Origin of the sequence: Brevundimonas sanguinis (genome assembly GCF_029636725.1) — a bacterium.
GTDB lineage: Bacteria > Pseudomonadota > Alphaproteobacteria > Caulobacterales > Caulobacteraceae > Brevundimonas > Brevundimonas sanguinis.
In genome coordinates, this window is sequence record NZ_CP116770.1 from 2,181,894 (window position 1) to 2,206,753 (window position 24,860).

General features: G+C 68.1%; 23 protein-coding genes. 15 read left to right on the forward strand and 8 right to left on the reverse strand.

Annotated features, from left to right (window positions below; genetic code table 11):
- Positions 1–80: 80 nt before the first annotated feature.
- The 3 genes from PIB44_RS10890 (at position 81) to PIB44_RS10900 (ending at position 2,561) form a co-directional block, all read left to right on the forward strand.
- Entirely contained in the window at positions 81–758 is a 678-nt protein-coding gene (locus PIB44_RS10890; RefSeq protein ID WP_278069382.1) for a response regulator, read from the forward strand.
- Positions 736–2,142, forward strand: a complete 1,407-nt coding sequence (locus PIB44_RS10895) for a sensor histidine kinase (protein ID WP_278069383.1) — start codon at positions 736–738, stop codon at positions 2,140–2,142. Before PIB44_RS10890 ends, PIB44_RS10895 begins: the two co-directional genes overlap by 23 nt.
- 98 nt (positions 2,143–2,240) lie before the next feature.
- A complete protein-coding gene (locus PIB44_RS10900; RefSeq protein ID WP_278069384.1) occupies positions 2,241–2,561 on the forward strand; it encodes a YdeI/OmpD-associated family protein in 321 nt (106 codons plus the stop codon).
- 34 nt (positions 2,562–2,595) lie between these two features.
- Here PIB44_RS10900 and PIB44_RS10905 read toward each other — a convergent pair whose 3' ends face one another.
- Complete coding sequence (locus PIB44_RS10905) at positions 2,596–4,392, reverse strand: DUF885 domain-containing protein (RefSeq protein ID WP_278069385.1); 1,797 nt, start codon at positions 4,390–4,392, stop codon at positions 2,596–2,598.
- Between the two features lie 53 nt (positions 4,393–4,445).
- Entirely contained in the window at positions 4,446–6,911 is a 2,466-nt protein-coding gene (locus PIB44_RS10910) for a zinc-dependent metalloprotease (RefSeq protein ID WP_278069386.1), read from the reverse strand.
- 195 nt (positions 6,912–7,106) lie between these two features.
- On the opposite strand from PIB44_RS10910, the gene PIB44_RS10915 reads away from it, so the two are divergent.
- Positions 7,107–7,280 carry a DUF1328 family protein gene (locus PIB44_RS10915; RefSeq protein WP_025977645.1) on the forward strand — a complete coding sequence of 58 codons (174 nt, stop codon included), beginning with the start codon at positions 7,107–7,109 and terminating at the stop codon, positions 7,278–7,280.
- Positions 7,281–7,344: 64 nt separating this feature from the next.
- On the opposite strand, the gene PIB44_RS10920 is transcribed toward PIB44_RS10915, so the two are convergent.
- The 3 genes from PIB44_RS10920 to PIB44_RS10930 are packed head-to-tail and all read right to left on the reverse strand — an operon-like array spanning position 7,345 to position 9,310.
- Positions 7,345–7,650: an ATP-binding protein gene (locus tag PIB44_RS10920; RefSeq protein ID WP_278069387.1), complete on the reverse strand. Its 306-nt coding sequence runs from the start codon at positions 7,648–7,650 to the stop codon at positions 7,345–7,347.
- Positions 7,650–8,660: a sensor histidine kinase N-terminal domain-containing protein gene (locus PIB44_RS10925; protein WP_278069388.1), complete on the reverse strand. Its 1,011-nt coding sequence runs from the start codon at positions 8,658–8,660 to the stop codon at positions 7,650–7,652. Before PIB44_RS10925 ends, PIB44_RS10920 begins: the two co-directional genes overlap by 1 nt.
- A complete protein-coding gene (locus tag PIB44_RS10930) occupies positions 8,657–9,310 on the reverse strand; it encodes a response regulator (protein ID WP_278069389.1) in 654 nt (217 codons plus the stop codon). Before PIB44_RS10930 ends, PIB44_RS10925 begins: the two co-directional genes overlap by 4 nt.
- Positions 9,311–9,372: 62 nt before the next feature.
- On the opposite strand from PIB44_RS10930, the gene dsbD reads away from it, so the two are divergent.
- From dsbD to PIB44_RS10985, 11 genes are all read left to right on the forward strand, one after another.
- Positions 9,373–11,328: a protein-disulfide reductase DsbD gene (gene dsbD, locus PIB44_RS10935; protein ID WP_278069390.1), complete on the forward strand. Its 1,956-nt coding sequence runs from the start codon at positions 9,373–9,375 to the stop codon at positions 11,326–11,328.
- A complete protein-coding gene (locus tag PIB44_RS10940) occupies positions 11,325–12,119 on the forward strand; it encodes a TlpA disulfide reductase family protein (RefSeq protein WP_278069391.1) in 795 nt (264 codons plus the stop codon). The genes dsbD and PIB44_RS10940 overlap by 4 nt, the downstream gene beginning before the upstream one ends.
- Positions 12,120–12,256: 137 nt before the next feature.
- Positions 12,257–12,901: a DsbA family protein gene (locus PIB44_RS10945; RefSeq protein WP_278069392.1), complete on the forward strand. Its 645-nt coding sequence runs from the start codon at positions 12,257–12,259 to the stop codon at positions 12,899–12,901.
- Between the two features lie 132 nt (positions 12,902–13,033).
- Positions 13,034–13,171: a hypothetical protein gene (locus PIB44_RS10950; RefSeq protein WP_278069393.1), complete on the forward strand. Its 138-nt coding sequence runs from the start codon at positions 13,034–13,036 to the stop codon at positions 13,169–13,171.
- Between the two features lie 102 nt (positions 13,172–13,273).
- Complete coding sequence (gene msrC / locus PIB44_RS10955; protein WP_278069394.1) at positions 13,274–13,771, forward strand: free L-methionine (R)-S-oxide reductase MsrC; 498 nt, start codon at positions 13,274–13,276, stop codon at positions 13,769–13,771.
- 237 nt (positions 13,772–14,008) lie between these two features.
- A complete protein-coding gene (locus tag PIB44_RS10960) occupies positions 14,009–14,902 on the forward strand; it encodes an ROK family protein (protein WP_278069395.1) in 894 nt (297 codons plus the stop codon).
- Positions 14,903–14,965: 63 nt separating this feature from the next.
- Positions 14,966–15,643, forward strand: a complete 678-nt coding sequence (locus PIB44_RS10965) for an SDR family NAD(P)-dependent oxidoreductase (protein ID WP_278069396.1) — start codon at positions 14,966–14,968, stop codon at positions 15,641–15,643.
- Positions 15,643–16,461 carry an HpcH/HpaI aldolase/citrate lyase family protein gene (locus tag PIB44_RS10970; protein WP_278069397.1) on the forward strand — a complete coding sequence of 273 codons (819 nt, stop codon included), beginning with the start codon at positions 15,643–15,645 and terminating at the stop codon, positions 16,459–16,461. Before PIB44_RS10965 ends, PIB44_RS10970 begins: the two co-directional genes overlap by 1 nt.
- A gap of 217 nt (positions 16,462–16,678) precedes the next feature.
- Positions 16,679–18,742 (forward strand): capsule polysaccharide biogenesis protein, encoded by a 2,064-nt coding sequence (locus tag PIB44_RS10975; RefSeq protein WP_278069398.1) that lies wholly within the window; start codon positions 16,679–16,681, stop codon positions 18,740–18,742.
- A 148-nt stretch (positions 18,743–18,890) separates the two neighbouring features.
- A complete protein-coding gene (locus PIB44_RS10980) occupies positions 18,891–20,036 on the forward strand; it encodes a beta-ketoacyl-ACP synthase III (RefSeq protein WP_278069399.1) in 1,146 nt (381 codons plus the stop codon).
- A gap of 98 nt (positions 20,037–20,134) precedes the next feature.
- A complete protein-coding gene (locus PIB44_RS10985) occupies positions 20,135–20,401 on the forward strand; it encodes a hypothetical protein (protein ID WP_025977657.1) in 267 nt (88 codons plus the stop codon).
- A gap of 76 nt (positions 20,402–20,477) precedes the next feature.
- Here PIB44_RS10985 and PIB44_RS10990 read toward each other — a convergent pair whose 3' ends face one another.
- From PIB44_RS10990 to ppdK, 3 genes are all read right to left on the reverse strand, one after another.
- Entirely contained in the window at positions 20,478–21,005 is a 528-nt protein-coding gene (locus tag PIB44_RS10990) for a porin family protein (RefSeq protein WP_278069400.1), read from the reverse strand.
- 213 nt (positions 21,006–21,218) lie between these two features.
- Positions 21,219–21,752 carry a porin family protein gene (locus PIB44_RS10995; protein ID WP_025977659.1) on the reverse strand — a complete coding sequence of 178 codons (534 nt, stop codon included), beginning with the start codon at positions 21,750–21,752 and terminating at the stop codon, positions 21,219–21,221.
- Between the two features lie 220 nt (positions 21,753–21,972).
- A complete protein-coding gene (ppdK, locus tag PIB44_RS11000; protein ID WP_278069401.1) occupies positions 21,973–24,663 on the reverse strand; it encodes a pyruvate, phosphate dikinase in 2,691 nt (896 codons plus the stop codon).
- Between the last annotated feature and the right edge of the window lie 197 nt (positions 24,664–24,860).

Sequence of the window (24,860 nt, forward strand, 5' to 3'; positions counted from 1 at the left end):
GCAACCTTCGCGTTGTCTTGCGGCCAGATTAATTCCAAGCCGGTCTGGTCGTTTCGCCGCAGAGGTTTAGAAGGGCGCTCATGCGAATGCTAGTCATTGACGATGATGCCCGAACCCGCGCCTTCGTGGCCGAAGGGTTGCGCCAGCAGGGGCACACCGTCGATGAAGCCGGCGATGGGGAGACGGGCCTGCACATGGCGATGGAGGGCCAGTACGACGCCCTTGTCGTGGATCGCATGATGCCTGGCCTGCCGGGCCTGGAGGCCGTCCAGGCCATGCGCGCAGGCGGGCTGAAGACGCCGGTGCTGATGCTGACAGCGCTGGGTTCGGTGGATGATCGGGTGGCGGGGTTGAACGCGGGCGCCGACGACTATCTGGTCAAGCCCTTCGCCTTCAGCGAGCTGAGCGCACGGCTTCAGGCCCTGGTGCGCCGCCCGCCGTTGGCCGAGACATCGACGCGGCATCGCGTGGCGGATCTTGAGGTCGACGTGGCCGCGCACCGAGCGACCCGCGCGGGCCGGACGCTGGACCTGACCCCGCATGAGTTCAAACTGCTGGAGCGGCTGGCCCGCAACGCCGGTCACGCGGTGACGCGCACCATGCTGCTGGAAAGCCTGTGGGGCTTCCACTTCGACCCGCGCGCCAATCTGATCGACGCCCACATCAGCCGCCTGCGCGCCAAGGTCGATCGTGGCTTCGATCAGGAGTTGATCCACACCATTCGGGGGGTGGGCTATGTCCTCAAGGCCCCCGACTGAGCCGAAGCGCCCCTCCGTCTGGTCCACGGCCAGCCTGCGCTACGCCGCCGCCTTCTCGGTCCTGTTCGGCCTGGGCGCTGCGGGGATGATCGCGGGCGTGGACTATGGGCTGATGCGCTTCGCCGAGGCCGAGGTCCGCGACGGGCTGAACCACCAGATGGACGTCATGCGCGCCGACGCGAACCGGCACGGCACGGCCCAGCTGGTGCGGGAGTTGAACGCCGAGGCCCGCAACCGCGACGCCCGCCGCTATCTGCTGCTGGTCGAGGCGCCGGACGGCAGCACCTTCTCCAACGGCCTGACGCGGCTGGCGGTCAATGAGACGGGCTTCCGCCGCAACCTGCCCAACAAGGCGCGTCCCGCCCGCTGGCCCGACCAGACGCCCAACATGCTGGCGCTGAGCGCGCGGGCGTCCGACGGCGGCCTGCTGGCGGTCGGACGCGACATCCAGCATCTGGACGAACTGCGCGGCGGCATCCGTCGCTATGCTCTGATGAGCGGGATCGCCCTGATCCTGCTGGCGCTGGTTGGCGGCTGGTTCGCCGGACGGCTGTTCCTGCAACGGCTGGAGGACGTCAATCAGGCGGTCGGCCGCATCATCGCCGGTCAGGATTCGGCCCGCTTGCCCGCCGTCGGCCTGGGGCGGGAGTTCAACGAACTGTCGGCCAACCTCAACCGGATGCTGGACCGGCAGGAGGCGGCGCTGACGACGCTGAAGACCCTGTCCGAGGGGGTGGCCCACGAACTGCGCGCGCCGCTGAACCGGGTCCGCAACCGGCTGGAGCATCTGGCCGCCAATCTGAATGACGCCCAAGCGCGTGAAGCCGCCGTCGAACGCGCGCTTGAGGAGACTGATCAGGTCAGCGCCCTGTTCGAGGCCCTGCTGACGCTGGCGCGGATCGAGAGCGGCGACGCCGCCCTGAAGACCGAACAGTTGGACCTCGCCGCCTTGGCCGGCGCCGTGGCCGACATCTACAGCCCCTTCGTCGAAGAGGCGGGCGGGCGCCTGACCGTCACCTTGGCCCCCACAGGCACGATCGAGGCCGACCCTGCCCTGCTGCAACAGGCGCTGGCCAACCTGATCGAGAACGCCGTCTTCCACGGCGGCGGCCAGGTCGAGGTCTCCACGTCCAGCGAAGACGGCTGGGCGACCATCCGCATTGCCGACCGAGGCCCCGGCGTGCCGGAAGCCGAGCGCGACAAGGTGCTGCGCCGCTTCTATCGCCTGGGTCAGGGCGCGAGCGACCATAGTTCCGGCGCCGGTCTGGGACTGGCCATGGTGGCGGCCGTGGCGCGGGCCCATGGCGGCGAGCTTCGGCTGGACGACAATCAGCCGGGACTGGCGGTGGAGCTGGCGCTGCCCCTCACCACTGCGAAGGCTTAAGTCTCGTCCGGCGCGCGCTCCGAGCTTGCGGTCGCGATCGGGTTGCCGCTTATATTCTAGAGAGGCCGACACATCGGTCGCGAGTTCCAGGAGGGCCCATGCCAGACGGTTTTCCGCAGGGAACCGTGCATCAGGCGGCCGCCGATCTTCAGAACGCCCTGAAAGCAGACGACGAGGTTTTCGAACTGTGGCGAAACCTGACCCCGCTGGGTCGTAACGAGTTCATCTGCTGGGTTGAGGACGCCAAACAGCCGGCGACGCGCCAGCGACGCATCGGACGGACCGTAGAGGAACTGCGGGAGGGCAAGCGCCGTCCCTGCTGCTGGGCGGGCTGCATCCATCGCACCGACAAGGCGCCCAGCCGCTGGCAAAAGGCCGTTCTGATCGACCAGAAGACCAAGGGCGCGTCCAAGCCCTGACGCGCCCTCGCCTTCTCTCGTCTGTCGCCCGTATTTATTGGGCGGCGACCGCCTTGGCCGTCTCAGCGGGTTTGCCGCCGCGCGCGATGAAGGCGCGCATATGCTCCTCCAGCGTGTTCAGCGGCACCGAACCCAAAGCCAGGATTTCGTCGTGGAACGGGCGCGGATCGAAACGCTCGCCCAGGGCGACCTCGGCCTCGCCGCGCAGGCGGCGGATGGTCAGCTCGCCCAGCTTGTAGGACAGGGCCTGACCAGGCCAGCTGATGTAGCGGTCCACCTCGGTCTCGACCTCGTGGCGCGACAGGGCGGTGTGACCCGCCAGATAGTCGATGGCCTGTTCGCGCGACCAGCCCTTCAAGTGCACCCCAGTGTCGATCACCAGACGCGCCGCGCGCCACATCTCATAGCTAAGGCGGCCGAAGTTCTCGTAGGGCGTGCGATAGATGCCCATCTCGACGCCCAGCCATTCCGTATAGAGGCCCCAGCCCTCGCCATAGCCGGAGAAGTAGGTGTGGCGACGGAAGGTCGGTCCCGCGTCCTGCTCCTCGGCCAGCGCCATCTGGAAGCTGTGGCCCGGCGCGCATTCATGCAGGGTCAGGGCCGGGATGTTGTACAGGGGCCGGCTAGGCAGGTTATGGGTGTTCATCTGGCAGGCTTCCAGACCGCCGCGCCCCGCCGTGTAGAAGGGGGCCAGCGCCTCAGGCACCTGGATGATGGTGTAGCGACGGCGCGGCAGCTTGCCGATCAGCTTGCCGATCTCCCCATCGGCCCGCACGGCGACCCAGGCCGACACCATCATCAGCTCGTCCGGCGTCTTGGCGTAGAACTGCGGATCGGTGCGCAGGAAATGCAGGAACTCGTCGAACGAACCGGTGAAGCCCGCATCGGCCATCGTCTGGCGCATCTCGGCCTGGATGCGGGCGACCTCGGACAGGCCGATCTGGTGAATCTCCTCGCCGCTCAGTTCCAGCGTCGTGTATTTGCGGACCTGGGATTCGTAGAAGGCGACGCCGTCGGGCATGTCGCGGGCCGCCAGCGTGGTGCGGGCGCGCGGCTGATACTCGTTCAGATAGAACTCCAGCAGCGACCGATAGGCCGGGATCACCGCCTCATTGATGACTGTCGCGGCCTCGGCGCGCAGGCGCGCCTGGTCGGACGCCGAAACGGTCGAGGGCATCTGGCGGAAGGCGGCGTAAAAGGAGTTGGCCTCGGCCGTGTCGGTGATGAAGTTGGTGATGGAGGCTTCGCGGCCTTCCAGCGTCACGCGCGGCACGCTGAAACCGCGCGCCAGGCCGTCGCGCATATTGGCCTTCTGCTGGCCGAAATAGCGCGGGATGTCGCGCATCCGCGAGATAAAGGCGCTGTAGTCCTCGGCGGTGCGCAGGCTGCGCGACTGGTCCAGATAGGTCCAGAAAGAGCTGTCGCTGTTGAACGGCATCTCCCACTGGCGGGCCTGACCGTCGATCAGGGCGTGCTCCAGATTGGTGCGGAAGACGGCGGCGTTGATGCGGTCCTCCGCCGACAGTTCGTCCAGCGTAATGCCGTCCAGTTGCTGCAACAGCTCGCGCACATAGGTCAGGCGTTGCTGCTGCGCCGCCGGGCTGACGTCGGCCAGACGATCCGCTGGGCCGTATTCGCCGTCGGCGCCTTTGACCCGGCCGGTGCGGGTCATGCTCGTTTCCGTTTCCGCCTCATAGAGCGCCTTCAGCCGCGCTCCGGCCTGCTGCATCGGCGCGGCGGACGGGGAGGCCTCGGCGGCGAACGCCGCGGCCGGGACCGACGCGACCAGAAGGGACGAAACGGCGCAGGCCGTCAGCAGCAGGGTTCTCATGATACTGTTCCTATTCTTACCAGCACGGGCGTCGGCCGAAGCCTGGGCCTGCGTCAATGCCACTCGCCGCCGCCGATCGGCGCGCCCGGCGGAACAGGCTGAGCGACCGGAAGGGTCGCGCTGAGCGCCTTCAGCCCCTCGATCGGTCCTGTCAGGGCTTCGGCCAGATAGGCGCACTGCGCCGTCTCCAGCCGATCGCCACGGCAGCGTTTCAACTGTTCGCCGAAGCGGCGGGCGCTGTCGCGCACCACGCCCTGAGCGGTCGAAGACAGGTCCTTGCCCTGCATCAGGGCCGACAGATGGGCGGCGTAGCGGGCGCGGGCCACGCGGCGCAGTTCGGCCTGTCGCGGGCTGAGGACGGCGCCCGGACCGACGGCCAGCGCCACCCGATCCAGCGTCTCGACCAGACCCAGCTGGCCCGGATCGCGGCGCTGCTGTTCGATCAGACGATTCAGCCGCTCGGGCGCCAACAGGGTCTCGAACACCACCTCGGTCGCCGCAGCCGCCGCCGAGGACGGGTCGAACACGGCGTCGGTCTTGCCTTCGAACAGCTCGATCTGGGTCTGGCGATCCGGATTGCCCGACTGGACCGAGGACAGCAGGTCGATCAGGTCGTCCCTGAGGTCCAACTCGGCCGGAGACAGCGCCTGCATCAGGGCCTCCAGCGCCGCGCGCTGCTTGTCGGCGGGCACGACCTCGGCCCGCTCATGCCCGGCGCCGCTGACGGCGTAGCTGTAGTCCACGCCGCCGATCTGACGCCCGACCGCCGTGGTCTGATAGCGGTGATACAGATAGATCGGCACGATGACCCGGCGCAGGTCCGCCGCCGGGGCTCCGGCCGGCAGGTTGCCCAGACCAAAGCGCGACAGGGCGATGCGGCGCACCGCCAGGGTGTTGGCGAACTCGGCCACCGGGTCTTCGCCGTTGTCCCACATGGCGCCATAGGGCTGAAGACTGCCCAGCGGGCGGGTGTCGCTGTCGCCGACGAACCGATAGCCCTTGCCTTGCGCCTCTGCCGCCAGAGCCAGACGGCGCGCCTGCGGGTCCTGCCCCGGCGTGTCGCCATACAGCCAGTCGATGGCGTAGCGGTCCCAGGCACCGACGCCGGTCGTATAGGCCTGGCTGAAGTCCAGCCGGTCGCCGTCGGCGATCACCCAGGGCGCAGGATAGTCCATCACCGAAGCGCGCCCCTCATACCTGGAGGCGGCGAAGTTGTGGGCCAGGCCGATCGAATGGCCGATCTCATGCGCCGACAGGTGACGCAGGCGGTGATAGGCCAGACGGTCCGGATCGTCCTCGGCGCCCGTCCCGGCGCGCGCGGCGCCGACCAGCCCCTCGATGATCATCTTGTCCTGGCGGTCGCGCAGCGAGCCCAGTTGCACCACGCCGCGCACGATCTCGCCGGTGCGCGGATCGCTGACGGTGCTGCCGGTGGACCAGCCGCGCGTCTCGCGGTGCACCCAGGCGATGATGCTGTAGCGAGCGTCCATCGGATGCGCCCCTTCGGGCAGCAGCTCGACCCGGAAGGCGTTCTGATACCCGGCCTCTTCGAAGGCTTGCGCCCACCAATTGCCGCCCTCGATCAGGGCTTCGCGGATGGCGACGGGCGCGGCGCGGTCGACGTAGAAGACGATCGGCTTCTTGACCGGCGAACGGGCGGCCGACGGGTCGGTCTTCTCCAGCCGGAAGCGGCGCGCCATCCGCTTCATCACCGGCTGATCCAGAGGCGCGGCGAAGTCGACGGCCATCGCCTGGCCGACGCTGCCGCCGCGCGGATCGTGCGGCACGGGCTGGAAGCCGTCGTCCGGCAGGCGGATGAAGGAGTGCTGGACCGTCAGGGTGACCGCGCGCGAATCCGGCGCGATGCGCGACAGCTCGCCGCCCGGCTCGTCGCTGGTGAAGGTCTGGACGGTCTGAAGTTCGACGTTGTCGGGGAAGACCAGGGTCTGTTCCAGCGCCAGATGCCCCAGATCCTGCGCCGCCTTGAACGAACCGAGGTTGGCTCGCTTCAGCCGCCCGGCGATATTGACCGCATCGCGCGTCAGGAAGCCGGACAGATCGACGACCACCGAGCCGTCGGCGCCCGTCTCGATCACATCCGTCGCCCAGACGGTCGAGGGGGCGAAGGAGGCGGCGACCGCCCTCTGTTCGTCGTCGCTGGCGTCAAGGGCGCGGAAGCGGTGATTCTCGAACCGGGCGAACACCCGGCCGCCGACCTTGTGGAAGGCCACGATCTGCGTCTGGCCCAGCCCTGATCGGTCCAGCCCGGCGTTATCCATGCCCAGCCCCGCCGACAGGCCCGGCTGATACAGGTATCGCCCGATCACGCCCTCGGCGTCCGGCGGCGACAGACGCGCCAGAACCCGCCCCTTCTCGCGGTCCAGCCGCACGCCGAACAGGCCGTCCTGCCAGACGGCTGTGGCCGCCGCTGTCGGGGGCGTAGACTGCGCTGTCGCCTGAGCCGACGCCCCGAACATCACCAGACCGGCGACGCTCGCCAGCAGAACCTTGCGTAACATCGGCTTCCCCCTCCGACGGTTTTAACAGGGCGTTCAGAACACTGAACGCGCGCAAGCGCAAGCCGAAGGCGCGCCTCGATCGAATAATGTATCTGGATATCCGATAGGCAAGCGGCTTCCTGTTTTGCCAACGGCCAAGCCAGGCGGAACCCTCAGCGTCCCCTCCCGTTGCGCTCGGGTACGAAGGAGAACGACATGATCAAATGGGCCATCATCTTCGCCATTATCGCCATAGTGGCCGGCCTGCTGGGCTTCGGCGGCATCGCGGGCGCCGCGGCGGGCATCGCCAAATTCCTGGCTGTTCTGGCGCTGATCATCTTTGCGATCTTCCTGGTGCTTGGCTTCACAGTGGCCAAGAAAATCACCTAAAATCCGGCCTTGAACGCTGGCCTGCAAGCCGCCGCCCGTCCGCCGGAGGGGCGGCGGTCGCTTTTCAGCTGTGTTCCGGTCGCGTCCTGACCGGCAGACCGCGCAGTTCCACCCGCAAGCCGCCCAACCGCGAGGGAACGAAGCGAACCTCGCCCCCGTGCGCCTTCATCGCCGACGCCACGATCGACAGGCCCAGTCCGCTGCCGCCGCCGGGGCTGCCTGCCGGTCGGAAAAATCGCTGGCCCAGCCTCTCAAGATCAGCGGCGGCGACGCCGGGGCCGTCGTCATCAATGGCGATGACGGCGGACGGCCCCTCTCCTTCAGCCGACACGCGGATGCGGCTGCGGGCGAACTGTTGCGCGTTCGCCATCAGATTGGCCGCCACCAGATTGAAACAGGCTCGGCGAAGACCTCCATCCCGCCCTGCGGCGCCTCAAGGCGGGGTTCCGGCCCCTGAGCCTGGAAAGGCGCCGCCAGCCCCGTCCACCGCTTTTCGCGATCGTCGATGGCGGTCACATCCTCCCGCGCGAGGGCCAGCAGGCCGGCGACCAGACGCGCGGTTCGGTCGACCGAGACCTGGATCTGCTCCAGCGCATGTCGGCGCGTCTGCTCATCAGCCGTCGCGGCGGCGATCGGGGCCTGGATACGCAGCCCCGCCAGCGGCGTGCGCAACTCATGCGCGGCGGCGGCCGTGAACTCCGTCTCCCGTAATCGGGCCGCGCGCACCCTGTCCATCAGGGCGTCCAGAGACTGCACAAAGGGCTGAAGGTCAGACCCGCCGGGCGCCACGCCGATCGGCGACAGGTCGTCAGCGTCCCGTTCGGTCAGGATGCGGGTCATCTGGCGGACCGGCCGCAGCCCGGCCCCTACCGACCACCAGATCAGCACGCCCAGGGCCGCCAACCCCAGGGCCGCCGGGCCGAGCAAACCCGCGACCACGCTGCTGACCAGATGCTCGCGGATCGTCAGACTGTCGCCGACCATCACCCGATAGCCGCCCTCGGGCACGTTGACGGTGTAGACCCGCCAGCGCTCGCCCTGGATCACACGCTCGGAAAAGCCGTCTTCGTCCGGCGCCAGGCTCTCGGCGGGGGCGTTCTGGGAGCGCGCGATCAACTCGCCGTTCATGGTCCAGATCTGACACGACAGCTGCCGCTCATAGGCCGGAACAGGCCCTGGCAGGGCCGGGTTCGCCACCGGCGTCATCTCGCCCGTGCGCATCAGGGACGACACCATGCGCGCCGATTCCATCAGACGCCGGTCCAGCACGCGCTGGACCTCATGGCGGGTATGGACCTCCACCCAGACCACCGCTGCGCCCCATACCAATGCGGTCACAACGGCCAGAATGGCGAACAATCTGAGCCGGATGGAGGTCATCGCAGGGTGTATCCCACGCCGCGCACCGTGCGGATGAAGGCGGCACCCAGCTTGGCCCGCAGGTGGTGGACGTGAACCTCCACGGCATTAGAGCCGATCTCCTCCTGCCAGCCATACAGACGCTCTTCCAGCTGGCTCCGCGACTGCACAGCCGACGGCCTTTCCATCAGAGCCTCCAGGATGGCGAACTCCCGGCGCGACAGCGGCAAATCCTCTTCGCCGCGCCAGGCCAGCCGCGCCTTCGGGTCCAGCGTGACGTCCTTGTGCGTCAGAGCCGGGCGCGACCGCCCCAGCAGCCGACGCCGCACCGCCCGCAGCCGCGCCGCCAGTTCGTCCAGATCGAACGGCTTGCCCACATAGTCGTCGGCGCCCGCGTCAAGACCGCCGATCCGATCCCGGCTTTCGTCGCGCGCCGACAGAATGACCACCCCGACATCCATGTCGCGCTGCCGCACGAAGCGCAGGACCTGAAGACCTTCGCCATCGGGCAGATGGAGGTCCAGGACGACAGCGTCGAACGCCGAGCTTTCAAGCGCAGCCAGGGCGTCCTCGATGCGCGTCGTGGCCTCGACCGTCCAGCCGCAAGCCGTCAGGCCGACCTGAAGGCCGTCCGAAAGCACCGGATCATCTTCCACTATGAGCAGTCTCATGCCTTATGTCTTCCGCCGCCGGGCTTAAGCCTGACTTAAGCTCTTACGCCGACCCGAGACGCATGAAGTTCATTTCCTGGCGCCTTCTGGCGATCCTGTTCGCCCTGATGCTGGCCGCCCCATCTGTCGGGCGCGCCCAGGCCTTCGCGTCCCTGGACCAGTCCTTCCTGTCCCCGGACCAGGCCTTCACGCTCAAGGTTTCGCGTGAGACCAACGGCGATCTGACCTTCCGCTGGACCATAGCTGCGGGGCATTACCTCTATCGGGATCACACCGTCGCCACGGCGCCGGGCGGCGAGGAGAGCCTCAGCCTGCAGTTGCAGCCCGGCGAGAAGAAGGACGACCCCGGCTTCGGCGTGGTCGACATCTGGCGCACGGCCGGACAGGCGCGCCTGTCGGCGTCGACGTTGGAGCGCGCGGGCGCGCCGGGCTCGATCAACATCACCTATCAGGGGTGCAAGGAAGACTCGATCTGCTATCCGCCGACCACGCGGACCATCGCGATTCCCGCCATGCCGCGCGCGGCAAGACAGGCCGGGGACGGCGCGGCCCAGCCCCCGGCCGAACCGGCCGCCGCACTGGCCCTGAAGGCGCCGCCTGCGCCCGAGGCCCAGCCGGCCCCTGACGCCTCGCCGGTTTCAGAGCCCGAAGCATCCCTTGTCGCTGAAGCCGCCGATGCAGCGCCCGCGCCCGCCGTCCGGCTGGACCAGAACCCAGGCTTCGTTGACCGGCTGGCGGATCGGGGGGGCTTTGCCTGGGTCCTGCTGGCCTTCTTCGGTTTCGGCGTGTTGCTGGCTTTCACCCCTTGCGTCTTCCCCATGTATCCGATCCTGGCCGGCGTGATCGGACGGGGCGTCGATGGACGCGGGACCCGGCGCGGGCTGGTGCTTTCCACGGCCTATGTCCTGGGACTGGCCACGGCCTTCGGCCTGCTGGGCGTCGCCGCCGCCTGGTCGGGTCAGAATCTGCAGATGGCGCTTCAGTCGGTCTGGGCCGTCGGCGCCCTGTCGATCATCTTCCTGCTGCTGGCCGCCTCGATGTTCGGCGGTTTCGAGCTGCAGCTGCCGTCCGCCTGGACCAGCCGGTTCTTGCGCGACAACGGGACCGGGCGGCGCTCCGTCGGCTCGGCCGCCGGGCTGGGCTTCGCCTCGGCCCTGATCGTCGGTCCCTGCGTGACCGCCCCGCTGGCGGGCGCCCTGCTCTACATCGCCCAGACCGGCGACGCCGGGCTAGGCGCGGCGGCTCTGTTCGCCCTGGGGCTGGGCAAGGGCGCGCCGCTGATCGTCTTCGGCACGGCCGGCGCCCGCTTCCTGCCCAAGGCCGGGGCCTGGATGGATCGGGTCAAGACCCTGTTCGGCTTCGTCTTCCTGGGCATGGCCTGGTGGCTGGCGAGCCGCATCCTGCCGCCGACCGTCGTGCTGGCGCTGGGCGCGATGCTGGCTCTGGCCGCCGCCGCCGCCCTTGGCCTGTTCAGCGGCCCCGCGACCAGCCGTCCGGCGGGGCTCGCCCGCGCCGCCGGATTAGCCGTCGCCGCCTGGGGGATCATGCTTCTGATCGGCCTCAGCATGGGCGCCGCCGATCCCTGGCGTCCGCTGGCCCCGCTCGCATCCCGCTCGGCGCCCGGCGACGCCGGACCGGGCGCGGCGCCTATCCCCGCTGCCGTGGTCACGGACCCTGCCGGGCTGGAGCGCGCCATCAAGGAGGCGGCCGCCCGCTCACGCCCGGCCATGATCTACTTCACTGCCGACTGGTGCGTCATCTGTCGGCAGATGGACCGGGACGTCTTCGTCGACGACCAGGTTTTCGCCGCCCTGCAGAACGTCGATCTGATCAAGGTCGATGTGACGAACAACACCCCGGAAACGCGCCAGCTGATGGAAACCTACGGCGTGGTCGGCCCGCCGACGCTGATCTTCCTTTCGGCCGCATCGCAGGAGCCCGCGTCCACCCGCCTGGTCGGCAAGACCGCCGTGAGCAAGGTGCTGGCCTCGCTCGACAGCACGCAGGCCGCCCGATGAACGCGCTAGAGCTCGGCCCCCTCGTCCTGTCCGGCGAGCGGCTTTCCATCATCATCGGCATCTTCGTCTTCGTCATCGGCTCGGGCCTTCTGGCCAGCCGGGTGAGCATCCGCTTCAACGCATGGAGCACTGTCGTCGTCTTCGGCGGCGTTCTGGTCGCGCGCCTGGCCTATGTGGCTGCCAACTGGCCGCACTTTCAGGCCGACCCCTTGCGCGCCTTCGCCGTCTGGCAGGGCGGGTTCGCCTGGCTTTGGGTCATCCCGGTCGTCGTGCTGGCGACGGCGGTGCTGCTCAAAACCGCCAGAGAACGCGCCTGGGCTCTGGCCCCCGTCGCCGTCAGCGCCCTGGCCTGGATCGCCGCGCATCAGCTGGCGTCCGCGACCGAGCCCCTGCCTCCCGCCGAAATCACCCTGGCGCAGTTGGACGACGCCCCGCTCGACCTGGCCGCGCCGTCCGATCGCCCGACCGTGATCAACGTCTGGGCCAGTTGGTGCCCGCCCTGTCGCCGCGAGATGCCCGCCCTGGCCGCCGCCCAGAAGGCCCATCCCGACGTGCGCTTCCTGTTCGTCAATCAGGGCGAGGGCGAAGCGACGGTGCGGACCTATCTGGCGCGCGAGGGCCTGACGCTGCAGCATGTCCTGCTTGACCCGCACATGGATCTGCCCCGCCACTACGGCACGGTCGGTCTGCCCATCACCTTCTTCCTTGGAAGCGACGGGCGGCTGGCCAAGGCCCATCTGGGCGAGATCGGGCCGGAGCGCATCGCCGCCGAAATCGCGCGGCTGGAATGAAACGAAACATCCCCCACCCGTCTGCGTCTTAAGCCTGACTTAAGACCGGGCGTGGACGAAGCCCACACCTTTGAGGCGCGCGCCTCGCCAAGATCATGGCCCTGGATGGCCGTCACATCACCCGGAGAAGTCTGATCATGAACAAGCCCGCGCTCGCCCTGATGATCGCCGCGACGATGAGCCTGGCGGCCTGTGGTCCGGCCGACGCCAGCGCCGCGCAGGACATGCCCATGATCGCAGAGGTCGGCTTCAGCGACCTTCTGAAGAATCCGGCGACGCCCTTCATCGGCGCCGAACAGGCCGATATCACCATCATCGGCTTCATGGATTACAACTGCCCCTACTGCAAAATGATGATCCCGGAGCTCAACGGCCTGATGGAAGCCGATCCGAAGGTGCGGGTGCTGTACAAGGAATGGCCGATCTTCGGCCCGGTGTCCGAGAACCTGGCGCGCATCGCTCTGGCCGCCGGCTATCAGGACAAATACCACGCGGTGCACAACGCCTTCATGAGCGCGCCGGATCGAATCCAGACCAATCAGAAGGCGCGTCAGCTCGCCACGGAAGCCGGCGTCGACATGGAGCAGCTGGACCGCGACCTGGCCGCCCATCGCGAGGACATCGACGCCGTCCTGCTGCTCAACAGCCGAGAGGCCGCCGCCCTCGCCCTTAACGGCACGCCGGCCTTCGTCATCAACGGCAATCTGATCCCCGGCGGAATCCCCCAAGCCCAGCTGGAGGCCGTGATCGCCCGCATCCGCTCCGGTCAGCCGCTGCGCTGATTCAAGAGGCGAAGGCTCCATAAGGGGCTCGGGGTCGGCGCGGCGCGGAAGACGCCGCGCGCCTCGCCGATCCCGTTTCCCCTGCGCCGCGTTCAGGGGAACCTCGGCAAATCAAAGACCGTTCTAAACCACATGAACCTTGGCCTTTTCTTCTTTGGCGTTGTGTTGCTGGCGGTCCTGCTCACCGGGCTGGATCGCGCCATCACCGGACCTCGGCGCGCTGCGGACAAGGATCAGGACGGCGAACCCGACGGTCCCCCAGAGGACTGACGCCCGCCCCCTTTCGATCCGGCGGCAAAGAACTATGTTGCCGACACGCCGCGGCTCGATCGCGGCGCGTTCAACCTGTCCTGATTTCGCCGAGCCTGCTTCATGTCCTACGTCGCCCGCGACGACCGCCCCGCCGACAAGGCCGAACGCTACGCCGAGGTCGAGGCCGAGATCCTGGCCGTCCTGGACGGCGAGCCGAACCTGACGGCGCGCATGGCCACCGTGGCGTCGATGCTGGCCGACGCCTTCCCGGCCTTCTTCTGGACCGGCTTCTACGTGGTGGACGCGGCCAAGGACGAGGAGCTGGTGGTCGGCCCCTATCAGGGGACGCTGGGCTGCCTGCGCATCCCCTTCGCGCGCGGCGTCTGCGGCGCGGCGGCCAAGACGCGCCAGACCCAGGTGGTCGAGGACGTCCACGTCTTCCCCGGCCACATCGCCTGCGACAGCCGCTCGGCCAGCGAGATCGTGGTCCCGGTGCTGGACGCGGCGGGCGGCCTGATCGCCGTGCTGGACGTGGACGCGACCGAGAAGGCCGCCTTCGACGCCGTGGACGCCGACGCGCTTGAGCGGCTGATGACCAAGGTGTTCGGCGCGAGCTGAGGGGCGCCCTCCTTGAACGCCGTCATCCTCGGGCTTGACCCGAGGATCCAGCCGTCCGCGCGCTGCTTACCGCGCGAGGCGAAACGGCGCAGCATCACCAGCGGCCCTCTGCCCGACCTTCGCTCGATCCTCGGGTCAAGCCCGAGGATGACGGCGGATTAGGTCGGATAAGGTCGCGTTAGGGCGGGAGAGGGTTCCGCACACGACGCCTGCCCCCGCCCGTGCTACCTCCCGGCCATGAGGATCGGAATCGACTTCGGCGGCACCAAGATCGAGGCGGCGGCGCTGGACGCGGCCGGCGCCTTCGCCGCGCGCATCCGGGAGCCCAACCCCGGGAGCTATGACGCCGCCCTGGCCCTGGTCGCCGACCTGGTGCGCCGGGTCGAGGCCGGGGCGGGCCCGGCGCGCTCGGTCGGCCTGGCCATTCCCGGCTCGCCCTCGCCGCGCACCTGTCTGATCCGCAACGCCAACTCCACCTATCTGAACGGCCGCCGCTTCGCTGAGGATCTGGAGGCCGCGCTCGGCCGCCCGGTGCGGCTGGCCAACGACGCCAACTGCCTGGCCCTGTCGGAGGCCGCCGACGGCGCAGGCGCGGGCGCCGCCAGCCTGTTCGGCGTCATCCTCGGCACCGGCTGCGGCGGAGGCCTGGTCATCGACGGCAAGCTGGCCGAGGGCGCGCACGGGGTCGCCGCCGAGATCGGCCACATCTCCCTGCCTTGGCCCGCAGCGGACGAGGCGCCCGGCCCCGCCTGCTGGTGCGGCCTGCACGGCTGTCTGGAGACCTGGGTGTCCGGGACGGGCTTCCAGCGCGATCATGAAGCTGCGACCGGGCGGGCGTGGAAGGCGCAGGCCATCATCGACGTCGCCCGCGCGGGCGACGCGCAGGCCGCCGCCGCGCTTGAGCGCTACATCGACCGGCTGGGGCGCGGACTGGCCATGGTGGTCAATCTGGCCGACCCGGAGCTCTTCGTGCTGGGCGGCGGGATGTCGAATGTGGGCGAGCTTTACGATCGCCTGCCGCAGGTCGTGGCCCGCCATGTCTTCTCCGACCACTGGGAGGGACGGATCGTTCCGGCGAAGTGGGGCGATTCCTCGGGGGTGCGCGGCGCCGCGCGGCTGTGGGACGATTGATCCCTGATTGATTGGGCCGCGCGCCCCGCTATGGTCCGCGCCGAACCATTCAGGAGCGAGACGATGGGCGAACGGGTTGCAGCGATCACCGGCGGACACGGCGCCCTGGGCCGCGCCGTGGTCGAGGCCGCGCTGACCGCAGGCTGGACCGTCGCCGTCATCGACCACGCCAGCGGCCACGCCGTCCCCGAAGGCGTGCTGGAGGTCGGCGGCGTCGACCTGACCGACTCCGTCCAGGCCAAGAGCGCCATCGACGCTGTCATCGCCCGCTTCGGCCGTCTGGACGCCCTGCTGAACATCGCCGGCGGCTTCGTCTGGAGCCCAGTCGAGGGCGACGGCGACGAATTCGACCGGATGCACGCCCTCAACCTCAAGACGACGCTGAACGCCAGCCGCGCCGCCCTGCCCCATCTGAAGGCCTCGGCCGAGGGGCGCATCGTCAACGTCGGCACCAATGGCGCGGTGAAGGCCGGGCACGGCATGGGCGCCTACGCCGCCTCCAAGGCCGGGGTCCACCGCCTGACCGAGGCCCTGGCCGAGGAGCTGAAGTCGACCTCGGTGACGGTCAACGCCGTCCTGCCCTCCATCATCGACACCGCCGCCAACCGCGCCGACATGCCGGACGCCGATCCGTCGAAGTGGGTCGCGCCGGCCGACCTGGCGGCGGTCATCCTGTTCCTGGCCTCGCCCGAGGCGCGGGCGGTAACGGGCGCCCTGATCCCCGTCACGGGCAAGGTCTGATGCGCGCGCGCAGCGTCCTCTACCTGCCCGCCTCGAATGCGCGGGCGGTCGAGAAGGCCCGCACCCTGCCCTGCGACGTGGCGGTGCTGGACCTTGAGGACGCCGTCGCGCCCGAAATGAAGGCTGAGGCCCGCGCAGCCGCCGTCGCCGCGGCGCATGAGGGCGGCTTCGGCCCGCGGCTGGGCGTGCGGATCAACAGCCTAGACACCCCCTGGGGCGCCGACGACCTGAAGGCCCTGCGCGACGCGCCCGTCGACCTGATCGTCGCGCCCAAGGTCGAGAGCGCAGCCAGGGTCCACGCCCTGTCGGAGGGAATGCGCCCCGGCGCCGCCCTGTGGGCCATGATCGAAACGCCGCGCGCCCTGGTGTCCCTTGGCGACATCGCTGAAGCGGGCGGGGCGCTGAGCGGCCTCATGCTGGGCGTCAACGACCTGGCCAAGGATCTGAAGACCGGCCTCGCGCCTGACCGGGAGCCGCTGAAGCCGTGGCTGGCGGCGGTCGTGGCCCACGCTCGCGCCAACGGACTGAACGTCATCGACGGCGTGTTCAACCGCATCCAGGACGAGGCGGGGTTCGCCGCCGAGTGCGCGCAAGGGCGGCTCTACGGCTTCGACGGCAAGAGCCTGATCCATCCTTCGCAGATCGAGAGGGCCAACGCGGCGTTCGGCCCGTCGGTCGAGGAGGTGGAATGGGCGCGCAAGGTCGTCGCCGCCTTCGCCGCGCCCGAAGCCGCCGGGCTGGGCGTCCTCCGCGTCGAGGGCGAGATGGTGGAGCGGCTGCATCTGGGGCAGGCGCAGGAATTACTGGCGGATCTCTAAGCCCTTCTCCCCTTGTGGGAGAAGGTGGGCGCCGGAGGCGCTCGGATGAGGGGTGTCGGCGCGACGGCGGAAGATTGGCGGCGTCGCTTGGAGCCCTTTTCGGATAGGAGACCGCACACACCCCTCATCCGTCAGGCTCCGCCTGCCACCGTCTCCCACAAGGGGAGAAGGAAGAGCGGGGTGGCGTCCTTCTACGGCAGACCTTAGACACAGCCTCATGATCGCACCGCTTCCGCCCCCGTCGAAAACCCGCGCCTGGGTCTGTGCGCCGGGGGTGCTGAAGGTGCCTTTCCTCTCCGCCTTCCTGCCCGATTACGACCTGTCCGCCCTGCCCGGATCGTCGATCGAAGCCGTCCTCGGCTGGGGCATGAAGCCGACGGCGGAGGCGGGCCGACGCTGGGCGCAGAAACAGGGCAAACCCTACGTTGCTCTGGAGGACGGCTTCCTGCGCTCGGTCGGCATCGGCGAGAGCGGGGCGACCAGCCTCAGCCTGATCGTCGATGATCTGGGCGTCTATTACGACGCGACCCGGCCCAGTCGGTTGGAGCAGTTGATCCAGACTGCGCCCGACTGGTGCGACGCCGCCATGAAGAGCCGCGCGCGCGGTCTGATCGACCGCATCGTCGCCTCGGGCGTGTCCAAGACCAATATGGGCGGGACGCTGGACACGAACCTGCTGAAGCCGGGCCGCCGGGTGCTGATCGTGGACCAGACCTTCGGCGACGCCTCCATCGGCTATGGGCTGGCGACCGAGGCCAGCTTCTCGGACATGCTCGCGACCGCCCGGCGCGACGAGCCGGACGCCCAGTTGATCGTCAAGCGCCACCCGGCCGTGGCGGCGGGGCGCAAGTCGGGCTGCATCCCGGCGGACCAGCTTGAAGGCGTCACCCTGATCGACACGGACGTGCGGCCCGCCGACCTGCTGGCGGCGGTGGATGCGGTCTATGTCGTGACCTCGGCCCTGGGATTCGAGGCGCTGTTGAGGGGCCTGCCGGTGCGCTGCTTCGGCGCGCCCTTCTATTCGGGCTGGGGGCTGACCACGGACGCGGTCGAGACCGGCCGACGCGGCGTCGGGCGCGATCTGGAGCAGGTCGCGGCGGCGGCCCTGATCGGCTACACCCGCTATGTCGACCCGATCACCGGCCAGCGGTGCGAGGCGGAAGCGGCGCTGGAGCGGCTGATCGCCCTGCGCGACCGCGCCGACCGGCTGGCGGGCGACTGGGCGGCGGTCGGCTTCGCCCCGGCCAAGCGGCCGCCGGTGCGCCGCCTGCTGAACTCGCCCAAGGGCCGCGTCCGCTATTTCTGGCGTTCATCCGCCGCCGTCGCCCATGCGCGGGCGACGGGCGGCAAGCTGATCTGGTGGGCGGGCAAGGAGACGCCGAAAATCCGCGCCGCCGCCGACGCCTTCGAAGGGCCGGTCGTGCGCATGGAGGACGGCTTTATCCGCTCGCGCGGCCTGGGGTCCGACTTCTTCGGCGCCCTGTCGGTCGCCCTGGACGATCAGGGCGTCTATTACGATCCCACCCGGCCCAGCCGTCTGGAGAGCCTGATCGAGGCGGGCGAGCCGTCCCCGGATCAGGCGGCGCGGGCCGAGCGGCTTCGCGCCCGCGTGGTCGAGGCGGGTCTGTCGAAATACAATCTGAAGGGCGCGGGCGTCCCGGCGCATTGGCCGACTGACAGGCCGATCCTGCTGGTCGTGGGTCAGGTCGAGAACGACCGCTCGATCATGATGGGCTGCGCGCCCGACCTGCGCACCAACTCCGGGCTGGTGAAGGCGGCGCGGGCGGACCACCCCGACGCCTTCCTGATCTATCGCAACCACCCAGACGTGACGGCGGGCAACCGGCCCGGCCTGCTGGACCATGCGGCCATGGAGGAGGTCGACGCCTCGGCCGACGATCTGGACATCATCGACTGTCTGAACGCCTGCGACCGGCTGGCGACCCTGACCTCCCTGACCGGGTTCGAAGCCCTGATGCGCGGCAAGGCGGTCAGCGTCTATGGCCGGCCCTTCTACGCCGGCTGGGGCCTGACCAACGACAAGCTGACGTTCGATCGCCGCATCCGCCGCGCCAGTCTGCAATCCGTCATCCACGCCGCCCTGATCGGCTACCCGGTCTATGTCACGCCCGAGGGCTGGCCGTGCGAGGCCGAGGACCTGGTCGAGGCCCTGATCGCCGCGCGCGACCATCCCCTGCCCGCCCCGCCGCGCGGGCGGATCAATCGCTGGTGGCGAGGGATCAAGGCCAGTCTCGACCGCAGCCTTCCCCCGGCCTATTGAAAGGTTCGTCATCGCAACGGACTGAGTCCGGCCCGCGAGGCGCCCGAACTTCGCCGCGAGGCGCCGACATAAGGCTTGTCGAGCGCCGGGGACTCCATGTTCCCTCATGCAGCGAGGCGCCGCGCGCCGAGCGTTAGGGAAACAAGAAGTGCAAAAAGCCGTCATCTCCGCCACCGGCCTGTTCACGCCGGAACAGTCGATCTCGAACGAGGAGCTGGTCGGCGCCTACAACGCCTGGGCCGAACGCTGGAACGCCGCCAACGCTGAAGCGATCGCCGCCGGAGAGATCGAGGCCAAGACGCCCTCGTCCGAAGCCTTCATTGAAAAGGCCTCGGGCATCAAGGCGCGCTACGTCATGGACAAGTCGGGGATCATCGACCCGGAGCGGATGCTGCCCAATCTGCCCGCGCGCGGCGATGACGAGCTGTCGATCCTGGCCGAGATGGCGGTGAAGGCCGCGCAGGACGCCATCAAGGCCTGGGGCAAGCCGGTCAGCGAGATCGGCGCCGTCATCTGCGCCGCGTCGAACATGCAGCGCCCCTACCCCGCCATGGCCATCGAGGTGCAGCAGGCGCTGGGGATCGAGGGCTTCGCCTTCGACATGAACGTGGCGTGCAGTTCCGCCACCTTCGGCATCAAGACGGCGGCGGACTTCGTGGCTTCAGGCTCGGTCAAAGCCGTGCTGATGGTGAACCCGGAAATCTGCTCCGCGCACCTGAACTTCAAGGATCGCGACAGCCACTTCATCTTCGGCGACGTGGCCACCGCCGTCATCATCGAGGCCGAGGATCAAGCCGGTCCGGGGGGCTGGGACATTCTGGGCACGAAGCTGCAGACCAGCTTCTCGAACAACATCCGCAACAACTTCGGCTTCCTGAACCGCGCCGCCCTGCCGACTGACGGGCATGAGCCGGTCTCGTCCGATGGCCTGAGCGACAAGATGTTCGTCCAGCAGGGCCGCAAGGTGTTCAAGGAAGTCGTGCCGATGGTGTCGGAGATGATCCTCGACCACGCCGCCGAACTGAGCCTGGACCCGCATGGGCTCAAGCGCCTGTGGCTGCACCAGGCCAACATCAACATGAACACCCTGATCGGCAGGAAGGTGCTGGGTCGCGAGCCTGAGGCCGGCGAGAACGTCATCATCCTGGACGATTACGCCAACACCTCCTCGGCGGGGTCGATCATCGCCTTCCACCTGCACCACGACGGCTTCGAGCCGGGCGAGACGGGTCTGATCTGCAGCTTCGGCGCAGGTTATTCAGCGGGCACGGTTTTTGTGCAAAAGCGGCCCTGATTCCGCCAATCAGGAATCATTATTTCCGGCGGCGCTTGCACTGTTCGGAAAATTTTGCAAACCGTTACGCGTCGAGAAACAGGGGGGATGAAGCCCGAATGACTCAGACAGCTTTGCCTTGGGCTGAAAAACTCAGTGATCCGCTGGCGCACGACGTGGCCACGGTGTTGCAACGCATGGGCGGCTCCGCCCATCAGGATATCGTCATCAACTGCGTCGCAGCGCTGAAGCGCCAACGCGGCGAGTCGGTCACTCACGACCTCAAGATGAAGATCATCGAGGTGTTCGAGCGATATCGGGACTTGTTCGTGCGCCCGTTTGGCGAAGGCTCCCTGCGCTGGGCCCTGGCGCCTGACGTCGCCTGACGCCTCAAGGGTTCCGTCAACGAAAAAGGCCCGCTCCGACCGGAGCGGGCCTTCGTCATTTTAAGAGCGAGCGCTCTTAGAAGCGTCGGATGTAGCTGACCGAATAGGCGTCAGCCTCGCCGCGGTCATCGCGGAAGTCACGACGGGTCCAGTCAGCGCGGACGCCGTTCACGCCGTCCAGGTAGTAGTTGGCGCCGACGCCATAGTTCCAGCTGTCGCCGCCGACCTTGGTCTCGGCGCCGGCCAGTTCCTGCTTCAGCTCGGTGTGGCCGTAGCCGCCGCGCGCAAACAGCTCCAGCTTGTCGCCGATCGGGTATTTGCCGACGACATAACCGGCAGCGTCCCACTCGTGCTTGATCTGGCCATCGACGCCGGCGACGGTGATGTCCTTATTCTTGACCCCGACCCCGACTTCCGTCTCGACGGCCAGGTAGCGGTTCAGATCGACGCCCAGGCGACCGCTGACCGCGCCGGTCTGGGCGGCGTCGCCTTCCATGTGCGTGTAGCCCAGCGAGCCATAGCCGCGCGGCTCAGGATTCGATTGAGAAAACGCCGGAACGGCAAGAACAGACATAGCGGCGGCGGCGAGAATAACGTTACGCATTATTTCATACTCCTTAGATGATGTGACTTCTGTGATCACATGCCCCATCCAACACAGAGACAAATGGGTAGGCGGGACTTGGCGTTCCATACCCATCATCAAAGATACAGATCGATGGTGCACCAATGACACATACGGTGTTACATCTATATCTCAAAAAGAAGGGCGCGCTCCGCCGAGAAGCGCGCCCCATCCGGTCGCTGATAAGTCGGCTTAGAAACGACGGACGTAGTTGACCGAATAGATATCCACCTCGCCGCCATCGTCGGTGAAGTCACGGCGGGTCCAATCGCCGCGCAGGCCGTTTTGAGCGTCGAAGTAGTAGTTGGCGCCGACGCCGTAGTTCCAGCTTTCACCGTCGGCCTTGCTCTCAAACCCGGCCAATTCGCCCTTGATACGGGTCGTGCCGTAACCGCCGCGTGCAAACAGTTCGAAGTTGGGCGTGAGCGGCAGCGTGCCGACCGCATAGGCGGCCAGATCATAGTCGTGCTTGATCTTGCCCTCGGCGCCGGCGACGGTGAAGTCGTCGTCCTTCACCCCGATCGAGCCCTCGCCCTCGACGCCGAAATAGGGGTTGAACTTGGCGCCCAGACGACCGGTCACCGCGCCCAGGTCCCCATCAGAATGGTCCAGTTGCGAATAGCCGAGCGTACCGTAGTAGGTGGGGCCGCCCGGCTGCACGACCTGGGCCGCAGCCGGCAGGGCAAGTACAGACAGCGCGGCGGCGGTGAGAATAACATTACGCATGAGCTTCAATCACTCCTTATTGCGATGAGCAGGACTGGCCTGATCACCTTGCGGAGAAACAAAGCTCGCACGCCCGCAGACGTTCCTTGCCCTTCATGAAGAAGTCGATGACTGTGCAATAGGAAGCACACACGACGTTCCTTCAAGAGCGACTATTATAAGACAAGAAAAAGGCGACCCTTTCGGATCGCCCTTTCCTTATCGATGCTGAGAGCGGACCCTAGCGATCCTTCTCGCGCTCTACGCCCGAGCGGGCGGACAGCGCCGCCTGCGCCGCCGCCAGACGGGCAATCGGCACGCGGTAGGGCGAACAGGAGACGTAATCCAGCCCCACCTCTTCGCAGAAGGCGATGGACGACGGGTCGCCGCCGTGTTCGCCGCAGATGCCCATCTTCATGCCCGGCTTGGCCGCGCGGCCCCGCTGCTCGGCGATGCGGATCAGGTCCCCCACCCCGTTCTGGTCCAGACGGACGAAGGGGTCGTTCTCGAAGATGCCCTTGTCCAGATAGACCTGCAGGAAGCGGCCGGAATCGTCGCGGCTGATGCCGAAGGTCGTCTGGGTCAGGTCGTTGGTGCCGAAGCTGAAGAACTCGGCGTATTCGGCCAGATCAGCCGCGCGCAGGGCGGCCCGTGGCAGCTCGACCATGGTGCCGACCAGATAGTCCACGCTGTCGCCCGCCTCGGCGAAGACGGCCTTGGCCGTGCGGTCGGTCAGCTCGCGCAGATATTTCATCTCCAGACCAAGGGCGACCAGCGGGTGCATGATCTCCGGGATCGGGGCGACGCCGGTGGACGCCTTCACCTGCAGCGCCGCCTCAAGGATGGCGCGGACCTGCATTTCATAGATTTCCGGATAGGCCACGCCCAGGCGGCAGCCGCGGTGGCCCAGCATGGGATTGGTTTCCTGAAGCTCCTTGGCCCGGCGCTTCAGCTTGGCCGCGTCCAGCCCCTGATGCACGGCCAGGGCGTCGATCTCAGCCTCGGTGTGCGGGATGAACTCGTGCAGCGGCGGGTCCAGCAGACGCACCGTCACCGGCAGGCCGCTCATGATGGCGAACAGTTCGGTGAAGTCGGCCTTCTGGAACGGCGCGATCTTGGCCAGGGCGGCGCGGCGGCCCGCCTCGTCGTCGGCCAGGATCATCTCGCGCACGGCGGCGATGCGGTCTTCGTCGAAGAACATGTGTTCGGTGCGCGACAGGCCGATGCCCTCGGCGCCGAAGCCCCGCGCGGTCTTGGCGTCCAGAGCGGTCTCGGCGTTGGCGCGGACCTTCAGGCGGCGGATGCCGTCGGCCCAGCTCATCAAGGTCTGGAAGTCGCCCGTCAGCTCCGGCTCGATCATGGCCACGGCGCCGTCCAGCACCTCGCCCTTGCCGCCGTCGATGGTGATGATCTCGCCCGCCTTGAAGGTGCGGCCGCGCGCGGTGAAGGTTCCGGCCTTCTCGTCGATCGAGATTTCGCCCGCGCCCGAGACGCAAGGGCGCCCCATGCCGCGCGCCACCACCGCCGCGTGGCTGGTCATGCCGCCGCGCGCCGTGACGATCCCGCGCGCCGCGTGCATGCCGTGGATGTCCTCAGGGCTGGTCTCGTCGCGGACCAGGATGACGGCGTCGCCCTGCTGGCCCAGACGTTCGGCCTCATCGGAATCGAAAACGATCTTGCCGGTCGCCGCGCCCGGCGAGGCGGGCAGGCCCGCCGCCACCACGGTGCGGGCGGCCTTGGGGTCCAGCGTCGGGTGCAGCAACTGGTCCAGCGCGGCCGGCTCGACGCGGCTGACGGCCTCGTCCTGAGAGATCACGCCTTCGGAGGCCAGGTCCACGGCGATCTTCAGCGCCGACTTGGCCGTGCGCTTGCCGTTACGGGTCTGCAGCATCCACAGGCGGCCCTGCTCGACCGTGAACTCGATGTCCTGCATGTCGCGGTAGTGGCTTTCCAGCCGCCCCACCACGTCCACGAACTGGGCGAAGACCTCAGGCATGGCCTCTTCCATCGAAGGCGCGGTCTCGCCCATTTCCTCGCGGCCCGCCTTGGTCAGGGACTGCGGCGTGCGAATGCCGGCCACCACGTCCTCGCCCTGGGCGTTGATCAGGAACTCGCCGTACAGCTTGTTCTCGCCGGTCGAGGGGTTACGGGTGAAGGCGACGCCGGTGGCCGAGGTCTCGCCCATGTTGCCGAACACCATCGACTGGACGTTGACGGCCGTGCCCCAGCTTTCGGGGATGTCGTGCATACGGCGATAGAATTTCGCCCGGTCGTTCATCCAGCTTTCGAACACGGCGCCGACGGCGCCCCACAGCTGGGCCTGGGGGTCCTGCGGGAAGGGCTGGCCCAGCTCGCGCTCGACCAGGGCCTTGTAGTCCGCGACCACCTTTTCCCAGTTCTCGGCGGTCAGTTCGGTATCGACCGAGACGCCCAGGCGATCCTTGTGATCGTCCAGCACCTCTTCGAAATAGTCGTGGCCCAGGCCCAGCACCACGTTGGAATACATGGTGATGAAGCGGCGGTAGGAATCGAAGGCGAAGCGGCGGTCGCCCGACAGCTTGGCCAGCCCCTCGACCGTCTGGTCGTTCAGGCCCAGGTTCAGGACGGTGTCCATCATGCCCGGCATGGAGGCGCGGGCGCCCGAGCGCACCGAGACCAGCAGCGGGTTGGCGGCGTCGCCGAAGGTCTTGCCCACCACGCCCTCGACATGGGCCAGGGCGGCCTTGACCTGATCGGTCAGGTCGGTCGGATAGGTCTCTTCATTGGCGTAATACCAGGTGCAGACCTCGGTCGTGATGGTGAATCCCGGCGGCACCGGCAGGCCGAGGGACGACATCTCGGCCAGGTTCGCCCCCTTGCCGCCGAGAAGATTCTTCATCGAAGCGTCGCCGTCAGCGGATCCGCCGCCAAAGCCGTACACCCACTTGGTCATTTCGCAGTTCCTGAACCGTGGTCTGACTGCGGGTGCCAGCCCCGCATATGTATAAGGGTGCGGGTATATTCTTGAGTCCCGCCTTACGGACGCCCTCACTAGCGCGCTGCACCTGCGAAGGCGAGGCTGCAGGCGCAACAATCCGTGAGCAGATGTCTCGTCTGATAAGGCGGGGGCGCCGCGTGACGCACTGGAGG